The organism is Amycolatopsis sp. CA-161197, from assembly GCF_050942255.1.
Classification (GTDB): domain Bacteria; phylum Actinomycetota; class Actinomycetes; order Mycobacteriales; family Pseudonocardiaceae; genus Amycolatopsis.
Genome location: NZ_CP192059.1, coordinates 5,660,603 through 5,675,403, shown reverse-complemented (window position 1 = coordinate 5,675,403; position 14,801 = coordinate 5,660,603). Strand labels below are relative to the sequence as shown.

The 14,801-nt window shown below is 72.0% G+C and carries 20 protein-coding genes; 8 read left to right on the top strand and 12 right to left on the bottom strand.

Going from position 1 to position 14,801, the window contains the following annotated elements; genetic code table 11:
- Position 1 precedes the first annotated feature (1 nt).
- From selB to ACQPXB_RS26375, 5 genes are all read left to right on the top strand, one after another.
- Positions 2 to 1,723, top strand: a complete 1,722-nt coding sequence (gene selB, locus ACQPXB_RS26395) for a selenocysteine-specific translation elongation factor (RefSeq protein ID WP_432844800.1) — start codon at positions 2 to 4, stop codon at positions 1,721 to 1,723.
- Between the two features lie 81 nt (positions 1,724 to 1,804).
- Complete coding sequence (fdh, locus tag ACQPXB_RS26390; RefSeq protein ID WP_432844799.1) at positions 1,805 to 5,026, top strand: formate dehydrogenase; 3,222 nt, start codon at positions 1,805 to 1,807, stop codon at positions 5,024 to 5,026.
- Positions 5,019 to 5,861 carry a 4Fe-4S dicluster domain-containing protein gene (locus ACQPXB_RS26385; protein ID WP_432844798.1) on the top strand — a complete coding sequence of 281 codons (843 nt, stop codon included), beginning with the start codon at positions 5,019 to 5,021 and terminating at the stop codon, positions 5,859 to 5,861. The genes fdh and ACQPXB_RS26385 overlap by 8 nt, the downstream gene beginning before the upstream one ends.
- Positions 5,858 to 6,781: an NrfD/PsrC family molybdoenzyme membrane anchor subunit gene (gene nrfD, locus ACQPXB_RS26380; protein WP_366576454.1), complete on the top strand. Its 924-nt coding sequence runs from the start codon at positions 5,858 to 5,860 to the stop codon at positions 6,779 to 6,781. Before ACQPXB_RS26385 ends, nrfD begins: the two co-directional genes overlap by 4 nt.
- 53 nt (positions 6,782 to 6,834) lie before the next feature.
- Positions 6,835 to 7,242, top strand: coding sequence for an SRPBCC family protein (locus ACQPXB_RS26375; RefSeq protein ID WP_432844797.1), 408 nt, complete (start codon positions 6,835 to 6,837; stop codon positions 7,240 to 7,242).
- Positions 7,243 to 7,249: 7 nt separating this feature from the next.
- Here the strand turns inward: ACQPXB_RS26375 and ACQPXB_RS26370 are convergent, their stop codons facing one another.
- The 8 genes from ACQPXB_RS26370 to ACQPXB_RS26335 form a co-directional block, all read right to left on the bottom strand.
- A complete protein-coding gene (locus ACQPXB_RS26370; RefSeq protein WP_432844796.1) occupies positions 7,250 to 7,858 on the bottom strand; it encodes an endonuclease in 609 nt (202 codons plus the stop codon).
- Between the two features lie 24 nt (positions 7,859 to 7,882).
- The gene (locus ACQPXB_RS26365) at positions 7,883 to 8,377 is read right to left on the bottom strand and encodes a hemerythrin domain-containing protein (protein WP_432844795.1); all 495 of its coding nucleotides are present in this window, start codon (positions 8,375 to 8,377) and stop codon (positions 7,883 to 7,885) included.
- 75 nt (positions 8,378 to 8,452) lie between these two features.
- Positions 8,453 to 8,926 carry a hypothetical protein gene (locus ACQPXB_RS26360; RefSeq protein ID WP_432844794.1) on the bottom strand — a complete coding sequence of 158 codons (474 nt, stop codon included), beginning with the start codon at positions 8,924 to 8,926 and terminating at the stop codon, positions 8,453 to 8,455.
- 32 nt (positions 8,927 to 8,958) lie between these two features.
- Positions 8,959 to 9,318, bottom strand: a complete 360-nt coding sequence (locus tag ACQPXB_RS26355; RefSeq protein WP_432844793.1) for a VOC family protein — start codon at positions 9,316 to 9,318, stop codon at positions 8,959 to 8,961.
- A gap of 92 nt (positions 9,319 to 9,410) precedes the next feature.
- Positions 9,411 to 9,743, bottom strand: coding sequence for a plasmid stabilization protein (locus ACQPXB_RS26350; protein ID WP_432844792.1), 333 nt, complete (start codon positions 9,741 to 9,743; stop codon positions 9,411 to 9,413).
- Positions 9,744 to 9,801: 58 nt separating this feature from the next.
- The gene (locus ACQPXB_RS26345) at positions 9,802 to 9,939 is read right to left on the bottom strand and encodes a hypothetical protein (RefSeq protein ID WP_366576440.1); all 138 of its coding nucleotides are present in this window, start codon (positions 9,937 to 9,939) and stop codon (positions 9,802 to 9,804) included.
- Positions 9,936 to 10,094 carry a hypothetical protein gene (locus ACQPXB_RS26340; protein WP_366576438.1) on the bottom strand — a complete coding sequence of 53 codons (159 nt, stop codon included), beginning with the start codon at positions 10,092 to 10,094 and terminating at the stop codon, positions 9,936 to 9,938. The genes ACQPXB_RS26345 and ACQPXB_RS26340 overlap by 4 nt, the downstream gene beginning before the upstream one ends.
- A 55-nt stretch (positions 10,095 to 10,149) precedes the next feature.
- Positions 10,150 to 10,617 carry an SRPBCC family protein gene (locus ACQPXB_RS26335; protein WP_366576436.1) on the bottom strand — a complete coding sequence of 156 codons (468 nt, stop codon included), beginning with the start codon at positions 10,615 to 10,617 and terminating at the stop codon, positions 10,150 to 10,152.
- A gap of 41 nt (positions 10,618 to 10,658) precedes the next feature.
- Between ACQPXB_RS26335 and ACQPXB_RS26330 the strand changes: the two genes are divergently transcribed.
- Positions 10,659 to 10,988 carry a RidA family protein gene (locus ACQPXB_RS26330; RefSeq protein WP_432844791.1) on the top strand — a complete coding sequence of 110 codons (330 nt, stop codon included), beginning with the start codon at positions 10,659 to 10,661 and terminating at the stop codon, positions 10,986 to 10,988.
- A 148-nt stretch (positions 10,989 to 11,136) separates the two neighbouring features.
- Positions 11,137 to 11,667, top strand: coding sequence for a hypothetical protein (locus ACQPXB_RS26325; protein WP_432844790.1), 531 nt, complete (start codon positions 11,137 to 11,139; stop codon positions 11,665 to 11,667).
- A gap of 4 nt (positions 11,668 to 11,671) precedes the next feature.
- On the opposite strand, the gene ACQPXB_RS26320 is transcribed toward ACQPXB_RS26325, so the two are convergent.
- Genes ACQPXB_RS26320 through ACQPXB_RS26310 form a run of 3 tightly spaced genes read right to left on the bottom strand, consistent with a single transcriptional unit; the run spans position 11,672 to position 12,844 of the window.
- Positions 11,672 to 11,818 carry an alpha/beta fold hydrolase gene (locus ACQPXB_RS26320; protein WP_432844789.1) on the bottom strand — a complete coding sequence of 49 codons (147 nt, stop codon included), beginning with the start codon at positions 11,816 to 11,818 and terminating at the stop codon, positions 11,672 to 11,674.
- A complete protein-coding gene (locus tag ACQPXB_RS26315; RefSeq protein ID WP_432844788.1) occupies positions 11,818 to 12,453 on the bottom strand; it encodes an alpha/beta fold hydrolase in 636 nt (211 codons plus the stop codon). The genes ACQPXB_RS26320 and ACQPXB_RS26315 overlap by 1 nt, the downstream gene beginning before the upstream one ends.
- A gap of 34 nt (positions 12,454 to 12,487) precedes the next feature.
- Positions 12,488 to 12,844, bottom strand: coding sequence for an ArsR/SmtB family transcription factor (locus ACQPXB_RS26310; protein ID WP_386945266.1), 357 nt, complete (start codon positions 12,842 to 12,844; stop codon positions 12,488 to 12,490).
- A gap of 100 nt (positions 12,845 to 12,944) precedes the next feature.
- Here ACQPXB_RS26310 and ACQPXB_RS26305 point away from each other — a divergent pair, with 100 nt between their 5' ends.
- Positions 12,945 to 13,709: an SDR family NAD(P)-dependent oxidoreductase gene (locus ACQPXB_RS26305; RefSeq protein ID WP_432844787.1), complete on the top strand. Its 765-nt coding sequence runs from the start codon at positions 12,945 to 12,947 to the stop codon at positions 13,707 to 13,709.
- A gap of 95 nt (positions 13,710 to 13,804) precedes the next feature.
- On the opposite strand, the gene ACQPXB_RS26300 is transcribed toward ACQPXB_RS26305, so the two are convergent.
- On the bottom strand, positions 13,805 to 14,770 hold the full coding sequence (locus ACQPXB_RS26300; protein ID WP_432844786.1) for an IS481 family transposase: 966 nt from the start codon (positions 14,768 to 14,770) through the stop codon (positions 13,805 to 13,807).
- Positions 14,771 to 14,801: the final 31 nt, after the last annotated feature.

Below are 14,801 nucleotides of genomic sequence, written 5' to 3'. Positions count from 1 at the left end.
GGTGCGGGTGATCGCCACCGCCGGCCACGTGGACCACGGCAAGTCCACGCTGGTGCGGCGGCTCACCGGGATGGAACCCGACCGCTGGGCCGAGGAACGCCGCCGCGGCCTCACGATCGACCTCGGCTTCGCGTGGACGCGCCTCGGCGAGGAGGACGTGGCGTTCGTCGACGTGCCCGGCCACGAGCGGTTCGTGCCCACCATGCTCGCGGGCGCCGGGCCGGCGCCCGCCGTGGCGTTCGTGGTCGCGGCCGACGAGGGCTGGAAACCGCAGTCGGCCGAGCACCTGGCCGCGCTCGACGCGTTCGGCGTGGACCGCGGGCTGCTCGTGGTGACCAAGGCGGACCGCGCCGACCCCGGGCCCGCCACGGCGTCCGCGCTGCACGAGATCTCCGCGACGTCGCTGGGTGCGGTGCCCTCGGTCGCGGTCAGCGGCACGACCGGCGCCGGGTTCGCCGAGCTGAGGGCCGCGCTGGGTGCGCTCGTCGCCGGGTTGCCCGCCCCGGACACCGGCGCGGACGTGCGCCTGTGGCTCGACCGGGCGTTCACGATCCGCGGCGCGGGCACCGTCGTGACCGGGACCCTCGCGGCGGGCACCATCACGACCGGTGACGAGCTGGACCTCGGAGGTGCCACCGTCACGATCAGGGGGATCGAAGCGCTGGGGGAGCCCCGCGACCGGGTCACCGGCGTCGCGCGGGTGGCGCTGAACCTCCGCGGGGTCGCCCGCGAACAGACCCGGCGCGGCCACCCCCTGCTCACCCCCGGGGCGTGGCTGACGACGAGCGAGGTGGACGTCCGCCTGCGCGGCACCCGGTCCGCGGACCTGCACCAGTCGCTGGTGCTGCACCTGGGCACCGCCGCCGTCGCGGCCCGGGTCCGTCCACTCGGGACGGACACCGCACGGCTGACGCTGCGGACTCCGCTGCCCCTGCGCGTCGGCGACCGGGGCCTGGTCCGCGACCCGGGCGCCCACCTCATCCCGGCCGGGGTCGAGGTGCTCGACGTCCGGCCGCCCGAGCTGAGGCGCCGGGGCGCCGCCCGCGCGCGAGGAGACGAGCTGACGCGCGAGCCGGCGCCGGCCCACCTGGCACGGCGCGGTTTCGTCAAGGCGGCGGAGTTCCGCGCGATGGGCTTCGCGCCGACCGGCGAGCACGTGGGCGAGTGGCTGGTGGATCTCGGCCGGTTCGCCCACCTCAAAGCGCTGGCCCGGGAGGAGGTCGCCGCCTGGACCCACGACCACCCCGTCGCCGCGGGTATGCCCGAAGAGACGCTCCGGCAAAGGCTGGAGCTGCCCGCGCCCGAGCTCCTGCCGCCACTGCTCACCGGTCTGGAAACCCGCGCCGGGCTGGTGCGGCTGCCCGGCACCGGCCTCGAACCGCGCGTCGCCGAGGCCGTCGCCGAACTGGACAAGGAGTTCGCCGAACACCCCTTCCGCGCCCCTGAGACCGATCACCTTCGTGAGCTGGGGCTGGGCCGGCGAGAACTGGCCGCCGCCGTCCGCCACGGCCGCCTCACGGTGCTGGCCGAGGGCGTCTACGTCGCCCCGGGCACCGAGGAACGGGCGGCGGAGGTCCTGGCCGGCGTCGCGCGGCCGTTCACGGTCGCCGACGCCCGCCGCGCCCTCGACACGACCCGCCGCGTGATGGTGCCGTTGCTCGAACACCTCGACGCGGCGGGCGTCACCGAGCCCCTCGGCGACGGCACCCGCCGGCTGCGGTGACCGGTCCGGCCGCCGGGAGCAGCGGCCCCCGCACGGGTGAGTGACCTGCGCCGGGCGCGCGAAGGCATTAGGTTGGCGGGCATGGGTGTCCGGCGGTGGATCGAGGGCTGGCCCGTGTACCGGCAGCTGACCGGTCCCGACCGGCTGGCTCGTGGTGCCGCGGCGAAGTCGAGCGGCTCCGAGGCCTGGCACGCGCGCACCCAGGACGCGGACCGCGTCGTGAAGTCGGTGTGCCCGTACTGCGCGGTCGGCTGCGGGCAGAAGGTCTACGTCAAGGACGAGCGCGTCACCCAGATCGAGGGCGACCCCGACTCACCCATCTCGCGGGGCCGGCTGTGCCCCAAGGGCTCGGCCAGCAAACAGCTCGTGACGAGCCCCAGCCGGGTCACCGAAGTGCTCTACCGGCGCCCGTACGGCACCGGCTGGGAGCGCCTGCCGCTCGACGAGGCGATGGAGATGATCGCCGAGCGGGTCCTGCGCACGCGCGCCGAGACGTGGGAGGAATCCGACGCAAAGGGGGTGCCGCTCAAGCGCACCCTCGGGTTGGCCAGCCTCGGCGGCGCGACGCTGGACAACGAAGAGAACTACCTGATGAAGAAGCTCTACACCGCGCTCGGCGCGATCCAGATCGAGAACCAGGCCCGTATTTGACACTCCGCCACGGTTCCCGGTCTGGGGACCTCCTTCGGTCGTGGAGGCGCCACGACGTTCCAGCAGGACCTGGTCAACGCCGACTGCATCGTGATCCAGGGCTCCAACATGGCGGAGGCCCACCCCGTGGGGTTCCAGTGGGTGATGGAGGCGAAGGCCCGCGGGGCGAAGATCATCCACGTCGACCCGCGCTTCACGCGCACTAGCGCGGTCGCGCACACCCACGCGGCGCTGCGCGCGGGCTCGGACATCGCGTTCCTCGGCGGCCTGATCAAGTACGTCCTGGACCACGAGCTCGACTTCCGCGAGTACGTGCTGGCGTACACCAACGCCGCCGCGATCCTGCGTGAGGACTTCCGCGACACCGAGGACCTCGATGGGGTCTTCTCCGGCTATGACCCCGAGGGCAAGCAGTACGACGTGTCCACCTGGGCCTACGAGGGTGTCGACACCCTCCCGGCTGCCGGCAGCGGCGAGGCCGAGCTGCCGGGCGAGCAGCACCACGGCGGGGAGGGCCACCAGAAGGCCGCGCGGGCCGAGTCCTACGGCAGCGGTGGCGCCGCGGTGGGCGGGAAACCGCACCTGGACGAGACACTGCAGCACCCGCGGTGCGTCTACCAGGTCCTCAAGCGCCACTTCTCGCGGTACACACCGGAGGTCGTGGCGGACATCTGCGGCATCCCGGTGCGGCAGTTCCTGGAGATCGCCGAAGCGGTCACGGAGAACTCCGGCCGCGAGCGCACCACGGCGTGGGTCTACTCGGTGGGCTGGACGCAGCACACGGTCGGCGCGCAGTACATCCGCACCGCGTCGATCCTGCAGACGCTGCTGGGCAACATCGGCCGACCCGGCGGCGGCATCCTGGCGCTGCGCGGGCACGCGAGCATCCAGGGCTCCACCGACATCCCGACGCTGTACAACATCCTGCCCGGCTACCTGCCGATGCCCCACGCGCACCAGCACTTCAGCCTCGACGACTACGTGGCCACCGACGCGGGCGCCACCGGCTTCTGGGGCAACATGGACGCCTACATGGTGAGCCTGCTCAAGGCGTACTGGGGCGACGCCGCCCAGCCGCACAACGACTTCCGCTTCGCCCACCTGCCGCGCCTGACCGGCGACCACGGCACGTACGCCACGGTGCGCAACCAGATCGAGGGCACGTGCAAGGGCTACTTCCTCGTCGGCGAGAACCCCGCCGTCGGTTCGGCCAACGGGAAGATGCAGCGCTTGGGGCTGGCGAACCTCGACTGGCTCGTGGTGCGCGACCTGCAGATGATCGAGTCGGCGACGTTCTGGAAGGACGGGCCGGAGATCGAGACGGGGGAGCTGGCGAGCACGGAGATCGGCACCGAGGTGTTCTTCCTGCCCGCCGCCGCCCACACCGAGAAGGACGGCAGCTTCACCAACACGCAGCGGCTGCTGCAGTGGCACCACAAAGCCGTGGAACCGCCGGGAGAAGCGCGCAGCGACCTGTGGTTCTACTACCACCTGGGCCGGCTCATCCGGGAGAAGCTGGCCGGCAGCACGGATCCGCGGGACCTGCCGGTGCAGGAGCTGACCTGGAGCTACCCGACCGAAGGGCCGCTCGACGACCCGTCGGCCGAGTCGGTGCTGGCCGAGATCAACGGCCACGGCCCCGAAGGCCCGCTGTCGGCGTACACGCAGCTCAAGGACGACGGGTCCACCTCCTGCGGCTGCTGGATCTACTGCGGCGTGCGCGCCGGCGGCCACAACCACGCCGCGAACCGGAAACCCGGGTCCGAACAGGACTGGGTGGCCGCCGAATGGGCGTGGGCGTGGCCGGCGAACCGGCGCATCCTCTACAACCGCGCGTCGGCCGATCCGGCCGGGAAACCGTGGAGCGAGCGCAAGAAGTACCTCTACTGGGACGAGGACCAGGGCCGCTGGGCCGGACCCGACGTCGCCGACTTCGAGCCGACGAAACGCCCGGACTACGTGCCGCCCGAGGGCGCCAAGAGGCAGGACGCCATCGGCGGTGCCGACCCGTTCATCATGCAGACCGACGGGCGCGCCTGGCTCTACGTGCCCGCCGGGCTCGCCGACGGTCCGCTGCCCACGCACTACGAGCCATTCGAGTCCCCTGTGGACAATCCGCTGTACGCCCAGCAGGACAACCCGGCGCGCCAGACGCTGGTCACGCCGTCGAACCCGTACAACCCCGCCCGCAGCACGGTGTTCCCCTACGTGTTCACGACCTACCGGCTCACCGAGCACCACACCGCGGGCGGGATGAGCCGCACGCTGCCGTACCTGGCGGAGCTGCAGCCGGAGTTCTTCTGCGAGGTCTCGCCGGAGCTCGCGGCCGAGCGCGGGCTGGAGAACGGGGGCTGGGCGACGATCGTCTCGGCCCGCACGGCGATCGAGGCGCGGGTGCTGGTCACGGCGCGGATGAAACCGCTCAAGGTGCGCGGCCGCACGATCCACCAGGTCGGACTGCCCTACCACTGGGGCCCGAACGGGCTTTCCCGTGGTGACGCGGCCAACGACCTGCTCAGCGTGGTGATGGACCCGAACGTGCACATCCAGGAGGCGAAGGCGGCCACGTGCGACATCGTGCCCGGCCGGCGCCCGCGAGGCCCGGCGTTGCCGGCCTTCGTGCAGGAATACCGCAGGAGGGCGGATGGCTGAGTACGGCACGCAACCGCGGATGGGATTTTTCACCGACACGTCGGTGTGCATCGGCTGCAAGGCGTGCGAGGTGGCGTGCAAGGAGTGGAACGACGTGCCCGGCCGGGACCTCGATCTGCTCGGCACGTCGTACGACAACACCGGCGATCTCGGGGCGAACGCGTGGCGGCACGTCGCTTTCGTGGAGCAGGTGGTGCCGGCGGCGCCGCCCGCGGTGGATCTCGGGATGCCGGCGGTGGGCGCGCCGGTGCAGGACGGCGAAGAACCCGGCGTGCGCTGGCTGATGTCGAGCGACGTGTGCAAGCACTGCACCCACGCCGGTTGCCTCGACGTCTGCCCTACCGGGGCGTTGTTCCGCACCGAGTTCGACACCGTCGTGGTGCAGCAGGACATCTGCAACGGCTGCGGCTACTGCGTGCCCGCCTGCCCGTACGGCGTGATCGAGCGGCGCGAGAGCGACGGCCGCGCGTTCAAGTGCACCCTCTGCTACGACCGTCTCGGCGCCGGCCTGGAGCCGGCGTGCGCCAAGGCGTGTCCCACGGACTCCATCCAGTTCGGCGTGCTCGACGAGCTGCGCGAACGCGCCGACGAGCGGGTGCGGGACCTGCACGGCTCCGGCGTGCCCGAGGCCCGGCTCTACGGCCGCGACCCGGACGACGGCGTCGGCGGCGACGGCGCGTTTTTCCTGCTGCTGGACGAACCGGAGGTCTACGGCTTCCCGCCCGACCCCGTCGTGCCGACGAAACACCTGCCGCAGATGTGGAAACGCACGGCGGCCGCGGCGCTCGGCGTGGCGGGCACGCTCGTCGTCTCGTTCCTGGGGCGGCGCCGATGAGCCCGCGCCGCGAACCGACGATGGTCGACCCGGTCGAGTTCACCTCGTACTACGGGCGGCCGATCCTCAAGGAACCGGCGTGGAAGCAGCCGGACGTGCCGCTGTACCTGTTCCTGGGCGGGGCCGCGGGCTCGTCCGCGACGATGGCGAGCCTGGCGACGCTCACCGGGCGGCCGGGCCTCGCGCGCGTCGGCCGCCTGGTCGCGGCGGCCGGCGCGAGCGCGAGTGTCGTCGCGCTGGTCCACGACCTCGGCCGGCCGGCGCGGTTCCTGCACATGCTCAGGGTGCTCAAGCCGACGTCGCCGCTTTCGGTGGGTTCGTGGATCCTGGCGCCGTTCTCGGGGCTGGCCGCGGTGTCGGCCGGCTCGGCGGAGACCGGCCTGCTGCGTCCGGTCGGCAAGCTCGCCGGCGCCGCGGCGGGTGTGCTGGGGCCGGCGATGTGCACCTACACCGCGGTGCTGCTCGCCGACACCGCCACGCCGTCGTGGCACGAGGCGCGGCGGCACCTGCCGGTGCTGTTCGCGGGCAGCGCGATGACGAGCGGCGCGGGGGCCGCGTTGCTGGCGGCACCCCGGGACGAGCTCGGGCCGGTGGTGCGCGCGGGTCTCGTCGGCGCGGCGGCCGAGCTCGCGGTGGCGCGGCACCTGGAACACGGCCTCGGGATCGTGTCGGAGCCGTACCGGACCGGCCGGGCGGGCAAGCTGATGAAGGCGGCCCGTGGCCTGACGGCCGCGGGTGCCGCGTTGTCCCTCGCGGCCCGGCGCAGCCGAGCGGCGGCGGTGGCGAGCGGTGCGGCCTACCTCGCGGCCGGCCTGTGCACGCGGTTCGGCGTCTACCAGGCCGGGGTCGCGTCGGCGCAGGACCCGAAGTACGTCGTGATCCCGCAACGCGAACGGCTGGCGGAGACGCGCGGCGACTGACCGGTGATTGGCACGCGGGCGCGCGGGTACCCGGCGGGCCAGGAGGTGTTCCCATGACCGACTACCGGCACAGCGCCACGGTGGAACTGCCCGCGGACGAGCTGTTCGCGTACCTGCGCGAACCACGCAACCTGCCGCACTACTTCTCGCAGATGCAGACGGCGCGCCCCGAAGGGGGCGACACCGTCCACGTCGAGGCCGAGGTCCACGGCGAGCACGTCGAAGGCGATGCCTGGCTCAAGGTAGACGAACGCACCCGCACCTTGTCCTGGGGCGCCGAAGGCCCCGACGACTACCACGGCACCCTCTCGATCGGCGAGGCCGGGCCCGCGGCCAGCCGCGTCGAAGTGACCTTGAGCAGCGTCCGCGAGGGCTCCGGCGACGAGATCCAGCGCGGCCTCGAGGAAACGGTCGCGGCCCTGGCCCACACCGCCGTCTCCGACTCCACTGTGGACCCGTGAGGTAGTCTCAGCTCTTCGTGTGGATGTTCACCTGCACGAGGGCGGCGGCGAGGCGGGCCACGTCGGCGCCGGCCACCAAGCCGGCGAGCTCTTCGGGATCGGCCGGCAGCCCGGCCTTCTTCGCGCCGGCCAGTGCTCGTTTGTCGAAGTACGGGCGTACCCACGGCCACACGGCCTGGACTTCCTCGCAGAAGATCTGTGCGCCGGTCGGGCCGATGCGGGGGAACTCCGTGAGGAGCTTCTCCAGGCGTTCCGGCGAACCGTCGGCGGCTTCGGCGAGGTGACGCAGGTCGTCGCGGTAGCGCTCGTGCAGGAAGTTCGCGCTGTCCACGAGGTAGCGGGCGGTGCTCTCGTCGTAGCGCACGTAGCGGCCGCGTCCCAGCGCGTGGACCCGGTCGAGCCACTCGGAGGCGCGCATGGCCTTCGGGGTCCGCCAGCCCGCCCGCCACAGTTCTTTCGCCGCGGCCACGGCGATGTCGGAGCCGATGCGAGCCGACATCAGCGTGGTGAGGACGAGCAGCTGGTAGAGCGGCTGCGGCCGGTCGGCGAGCTTGATGCCGGCCTGCTCGGCGTGGGTGGTGCCGTACTCGGCCAGGACGTCGTCCACAGTGGTCATTCGCGGGTCCCTCCGATGGTCGGCTCAGCGGACGGCGGTCAGCGCCCGCCCGGACGCGGTCGACGAACCCCGGTCCGGTCCGCACCAGCGCGTCCGGCGGTCGGCGATCGCCGGGTGCGGCAGTGAGTCCGCGGCCTTGCGAGCTTCGAGGAGCTCCCGGCCGAGCTGCGGCAACCGGTCGGCTGGGTAGCGGGTGCGCAGCCCGGTGACCACGGGCCCGGCCTCGCGCAAGTGCCGCCGGACGGTGTGGGTCAACGTCGCCGGCAAGCGCTCGAACCGCGCGTCCTGCGGGCCCAGGCCTTCCATCCGGCGCATCAGGTCGTCGGCACCTTGCAGGGCGGGACCGGGCGGCAGGTACGGCTCCTCGGCCACCTGGTGCCGCACGAGCTGCGCGATGAGGTGATCGGCCAGTTCCCGGCGGTTCTCCGGGCTGCGGTGGTCGGTTTCCAGTTCGGTGCAGATCCGGCTCAACACCACGTGGTCCTCGTCGAGGCCGGCGGTGAGGTCAGCGGTGCTCATGGTGGTGCTCCCAGCATGGTCGTCCCGTCGGGTACCCGCTCCGGGCCGGGTCAACCGCCCGGGTGAAGCGTTCCTTCACGTGGTGACGCTGCTTCCGTGGCCGGCGATGCGGTTGACCACCTCGGCGACGAGCTCCGGCTCGTCGACCGTCACGGTCAGGCCGGGGTGGCGGACCAGGCCCCACGGGTCGAGCCCGCGGACCGGCCCGCGGAAACTCAGGCAGACGCCGCGTTCCGTGGTCGTGCCGAGCGTGAGGCCGCGGTCGGCGAGGGACAGGTGCGGGCCGAGCGCGCGCCACGGGCGGTAGGGCCCGGTGACGGCCGCGCCGGCGAGGTTGTCCAGCGGCGTGGTGACGAGCCAGGGGCCGAGGCGCACGGACAGGCCGCCGGCGTCGAGGCGGAGCCCGTTGCGGTCGCCGAGGAGGCGGCGCAGCCACGCGGGGCCGGCGAAGCGGGCCCACATCCGGTAGTGCACCTCGGTGAGCCGCAGGGGTTCGCCGGACCGCCTCGGCCCGGTCGGTTCCCGGACCGGCTGTCGCTCGCGCTGCATGGACTCTCCTCGGTGCTCGGGTGGGGGACGGGTCAGCGCCGGGGCAGGACGCAGAACTCGTTGCCCTCGGGGTCGGCCAGGACGATCCAGTGCTCGTCGTCCGGGTCGTCGAGGATCTTCGCGCCGAGGGTGACGAGGCGTTCGACCTCGTCGCGCTGCTCGACGGTGCCGGGCGCGAGGTCGAGGTGCAGCCGGTTCTTGCCGGTCTTGCCCTCGGGCACGGGCTGGAACAGCAGCGACGCCCGGCCGGGCGCCTTGAGCTCGACGTAGGTGAGCCCGTGGTGGTCGGTCCAGCGTTCGGTGGCCGGGTAGTCCAGGGCCTCGCGCCAGAACTCGGCGAGTGCCTCGGCGTTGCGGCAGTCGATGGCGACGGCGATCAGCCGGCTGCTCACGGGTGGCCTCCCTCGTCAGGAGAACGGTCCACAGTGGACGCGCCGATCCCGTCGGCAGGGGGCTGCCGACGGGATCGGGCCCGGGCCGACAGTCAGCGGCCCAGCGCTTTCTGAAGTTCCTTCTTCGTCATGTTCGAGCGGCCCTTGATGTTGCGCTGCTTGGCCTCGTTGTAGAGCTGGTCCTTGGTCGGCCCGCCCGGCCCGAGGCCGCGGCCGCTGCGTTCCCCGCCGCGCTGCTGCGGGCTCTTGTCCCGGAGCGACGTCTTGCTGGCGGAGCGGGACTCGCCGGAACGGGCGCGGTTCTTGTTCACGGTGCGGGCGGCGATCTCCTGCGCCCGGGAGGTACTGGCGCCGCGGTCCTGCTGCGCCGACTTGATGTGCTCGTACTGACGCTCGCGTTTGTCGCTCCAGGTTTCCTGAGGCACGGCTCCTCCTCCTTCGCTCGTGAGCGGCGGATACCCGTTGCGGTGCGGGCCCAACCCGTCAGGAACCCGACTGCGGGTCGGTGTCGTCGTGCGGGTCCCCCGAGGTGCCCTGTTCGCCGCGGACGGTCTCGCGCTGCTCCTCGGCGGACTCGCCGTAGGGGTCGTCGCGTCCTTCGGGCTTGTCGGGGTCGCTCATGGTGAATCCTCCTCGCGCTCGCCGGAATCCGCCGCTCCGGAACCGCCGCCTCCCGGACGCGAGTCGCGGGCTTCCTGGGCGGCGTCCTTGGCCTCGCTGATCGCGTGGCGCACTTCTTCGAGCTGCTCGTCCATCTGCTTCTCGTCGGCAGTCATGGGTGACTCCCTTCCTGGGCGCCGGTTACCACCGCGGGCGGGTGGCGAAACCGGGTCAGCCCTGCGGCGGGGGAGCGACGTCACCGCGCCACGTGCCGGTTTCGCGGCCGTCGCGGTGCTCGATGAACGTCTTGAACCGCTGCATGTCCTCCTTGACCCGCCGGTCGAGGATGCCGAGCTTGTCGGCCGCGGTCTCGGCGAAACCGTCGGGGTCGAGCTCCATCTGGGCGGTCACCCGGGTGGTCCGGTCGTCGAGCCGGTGGAACGTGATCACGCCCGCGTGCGTCGGCCCGGAGTCCGACGCCCACGCCACGCGCTCGTCGGGGTGCTGCTCGGTGATCGTCGCGTCGAACTCCCGCGTGACCCCGCCCAGCGCGATCTTCCAGTGCGTGTGCGTGTCGTCGAGCTGGCGCACTTCCTCCACGCCGTCCATGAAGCGCGGGAACGACTCGAACTGCGTCCACTGGTTGTACGCCGCGGAAACCGGCGCGTGCACGTCGACGAACTCGGTGATGGTGCTCATGGGACTCCCTTCGTCTTGTTCGGTCCTTCGCGGCCTACCCGGTGCGCGAGGATCGAAACGAACGCGCGGGGCTGCTCCCGGACGGCACCCTCGCCGGCACCGACGCGGAAGCACAAGCGCGGCAGATCTTCGCGAACATCGAGGCGCTGCTCGCCGCGCACGGGGCGCGCCCCGAGCACCTGGTGAAGCTCCTGACGTTCGTCGCGGGCACCGAACACGTCGCCGGCTACCGGGCGGCCCAGGCAGAGGCCTTCGCGCACTGGTTCCCGGCGGGCGACTTCCCGGCCCAATCCCTGGTGGTCGTGGCGGCACTGGCCGGCCCGAACTACGCAGCCGAAGTGGAGGCGATCGCCGCTGTGCCCGTGGCCTAGGGCCGTGTCGTCGGAGTCGTTCAGGTGGGGGCCCGCCGGCTTCGTTGTTGGTTCACTCTTTCGAGTGTTACGTCGGAAGCCTGTGCGTCACAGTTCGATTTGTGGTCTGATGTGCCTCGCTATCCGGTATGACGCAGTGGGGGGACGGATGAAAAGCGTGGTTTGGTGGTCGATCGGGCTGCTGTTCGGGCTGGGGCTGGTGGCGCTCGGCCTGTTCGGCAGCGGGGAGCCGAGCACCAAGGTGGTGTGCGGCGGCGAGGAGATGCGGCCGGGGGAGACCTGTGAAACGACCCAGTACGGCCTGAAGTCCAGCAAGACCTACGAAGAGAAGCTGCAGGAGTCGGTCGACAGCGCGAAGTCCTTCGAGGGCGGTGGCCGGTGGGTCACGTTCGGGATCGGCGCGGGGATCGCGGCCTTGTGCGGCTGGCGGCTGGTGGTCGCGGTGCGGCGACGGGCCGGCCAGGGATCCGGCCCGGTTTCCGAGCCCGGGCACCAGCCGGGCTTCGCGCCGCCGCCGGGATTCCCTCCGGCGCCGGTGTTCCCGCGGGGATACCAGCAGCAGCCTGGATTCCACCAGCAGTCCGAGTACCACCAGCAGCCGGGATTCGAGTCACCGCAAGGGTTTCAGCAACCTCCGCCGCCGGGATATCAGCAGCCGCGTCCGCCGTATCAGCGGTAGCGGGTCAGGCCGTCGCGGGCAGGAAGTCCCGCAGGGCTTCGGCCAGGCGGTCCGGCTGGTCTTCCGGGACGAGGGTCCACGAGTCGGCGATTTCGACGAGCCGCCCGGCCGGGAAGAGTTCCGCCAGGCGGCGGCCGTGGGAGGTGGGCATCATGCGGTCCTCCGGGGCCCACACGACGAGGACCGGCCGGTGGAGACGGCGAACTTGGCGAGGTCGCGGCGGATGCCGCGGTCGCGGGTGGCCGGGGCGAACCAGTCGTCGAGCACGATGTCGGGGATGCCGTGCTTGGCGAGGCCGCCATACGTTTTTTCGTTGTGGCGGAAGAACTTCGTGCGCAGCAGGCGCATGAGGAGCCAGACGCCGCCGGGCAGTTTGGCCAGCCGGGCCAGTGGCCGGGCGGGTGGTGGCGGGAAGTTGTCGAACGCCTCGCACGCGACGAGCACCAGCCGGCCGACGCGGCCGGCGCGGCCTTCGGACACGAGGAACTGCGGGCCGCCCCAGTCGTTGAGGACGAGGGTGACGTCGGTGAGGCCGAGGCGCTCCAGGAACTCGCCGAGCAGCAGCGCCTGGCCGCGCTGCGAGAGGTCCGCGTCGCGGTGCATCGGAGTGCGGTGGGCGCCCAGGGGGAGCGTCGGCAGCACGCAGCGATAGCCGGTCAACCGGGGCATGACCTTGCGCCACTGCGTTTCGTTCATCGGAAAGCCGTGCGTGAACACGACCACCGGCCCGGGGCCGCCGGTGTCGACGTAGTCGATCGGCCCGGCGGACAGTTCGAGCGTCGGCATGGCACCTCCCGCTAGAGCGATCGCTCTAGTCAGGCTAGGGGCGCGCCGCGGTCCTGTCGAGCGCGGGCGCCTCGCCGATCTGCTCCTCGTCGGCCGCCTTCAGCACCGCGTCCAGGAGGCCGGGAAACCGCTGGTCCAGGGCCCCGCGACGGAGGGTGACGAAACAGCGGGTGCCGTCTTCGCGGGTTTCGGTGACGCCGGCGCCGCGGAGGGTCTTGAGGTGGTGGCTGAGCGTGGACTTGGCGACGGGCGCGCGCAGGTCGCCCCACTTGCGTTCGGCACCGTCGGCGAGCTGGCGCACCAGGCCTAGGCGGACGGAGTCGCTCAACGCGGTGAGCACCTCGGCCAGCTTCATGTCCTCGGGCGCCGGCGGGGGCGTCGGGTGCCTCATGCGGATCCGTTCGTCGGGGGCGGGCCGACCGTCATTCTACGACGGCCGAACAACGTGCTACGTTCGACGTTCGCAGAACATCGAACGAAGGAGCGAGCCCGTGAACCCGACGTCGAGCGACCTGTCCGGACGCGTCGTGATCGTCACCGGCGCCGGATCGGGCATCGGCCGGGCGAGTGCGGAGGCGTTCGCGGACGCGGGGGCGAAGGTCCTCGTCGTCGGCCGGCGCGCCGACGCCCTCGCCGAGACAGCCGCGCGGCACCCGGCGATCGAGGTCCACGCGGCCGACCTGGCGCGACCCGGGGCCGCGGAGTCCGTTGTGGACTCGGCGCTGCGGCACTGGGGCCGGCTCGACGTGCTGGTCAACAACGCCGGCATCTTCACCGGGATGCCGCTGGCCGACACCACCGCCGAGGGTGTCGAGCGCCTGTTCGCCGTCAACGTCGTCGCGCCGAGCCTGCTCGCGCGGGCCGCGCTGAAGCCGTTGCGGGAAAGCCGGGGCGCGATCGTCAACGTCTCCAGCACCTTCGGCCACCGCCCGCTGGCCGGCGCGGCCCACTACGGCGCTTCGAAAGCAGCCGTCGAATCCCTCACCCGCAGCTGGGCGCTCGAGCTGGCGCCCGAAGGAGTGCGCGTGAACGCCGTCGCCCCGGGACCGACGGAGAGCGAGGCGCTCGTGTCGGCGGGCCTGTCGCCGGAGGAAGTCGACCGCGTCAAGGCCGACGAGGCCCAGCGCATCCCGCTGGGCCGCCGCGGTCGTCCCGCCGACGTCGCCGCGTGGATCGTCCGGCTGGCCGACCCGCACGCGGCGTGGCTCACCGGCCAGGTCCTCGCCGTGGACGGCGGGCTGGCCCTGGCCGCCTGAGTTCACCCAGTCCGAAGAGCCCGACGGCTCCGGCCGGATGGTCGCGGCACCCGGCCGGGGACGTCGCCGCTTCAGGACCTAGCTGTATTCGGCCGTCAGGTTGGTGGCAGTCGACTGGTGGGTGGATGCCCGCCGAGTGCGCTGTGGCGGCGTTGAGTGTTGTAGTGCTGGAGCCAGGGTGCAAGGGCTGCGGTGCGGTCGGTGTTGCTGGTGAAGGCCTGGCGGTAGGCCCATTCGGTTTGCAGGGTCCGGTTGAGGCGTTCGACTTTGCCGTTCTGCCAGGGGCAGTGCGGTTTGATGAACTTTTGCCGGATGCCGTGGCGGGCGCAGATCTCGCGTAGGGACCAGCGGTAGGCCCAGGCGTTATCGGTCATCAGCCGCTCGATGCGGGTGATGCCGTGGTCGGCGAAGTAGGTGATCGCCCGGGCGAGGAAGCCGGCGCAGGTCGGGCCTTTCTCGTCCGCGAGGATTTCGGAGTAAGCCAGCCGGGAGTGGTCATCGACCAGGGAGTGGACGTAGTCGTATCCGATCTTGGTGCTGCGGTCGCGGGTGGCTTCCCGCTGGGCCCGGCCGTGGGCTCGCCAGCCGCCGCCGTCGGGGATGCGGCCGATCTTCTTGATGTCCATGTGGACCAGTTCGCCGGGCCGGTCGCGTTCGTAGCGCACGGCTGTGGTCTTGCTGGCCCGGATCACCAGTCCGGTGATCGGGTCCAATGCGGCCAGCCGCGGGATCTGGTGGCGGGCCAGCACCCGTGACACCGTCCGTGTCGGGACACCGAGTTCGTGGCCTAGCCAGGCCGGGCCGCGGCGTTCACGCTGCCGCAAGGTGATGATCTGCTGTTCGACCTCGCTGGAGGTTTGCCGGGGAGAGGTGTACGGGCGTGAGGATCGGTCCCGCAGCCCGGGTTCGCCTTCGGTGGCGTAACGCTCCAGCCAGGTCTTCACGCATTTACGGGAGATACCCATCGCGGCGGCGATGTGGGCTTGGGGCCAGCCCGCGTGGTGACGCTGGACGATCAGCAACCTGCCCAGGAACGTGGTCCGGGCGTTACGGTGAGACACGAGAGCCTCCGGTTGACGTGGGTCCTAGACA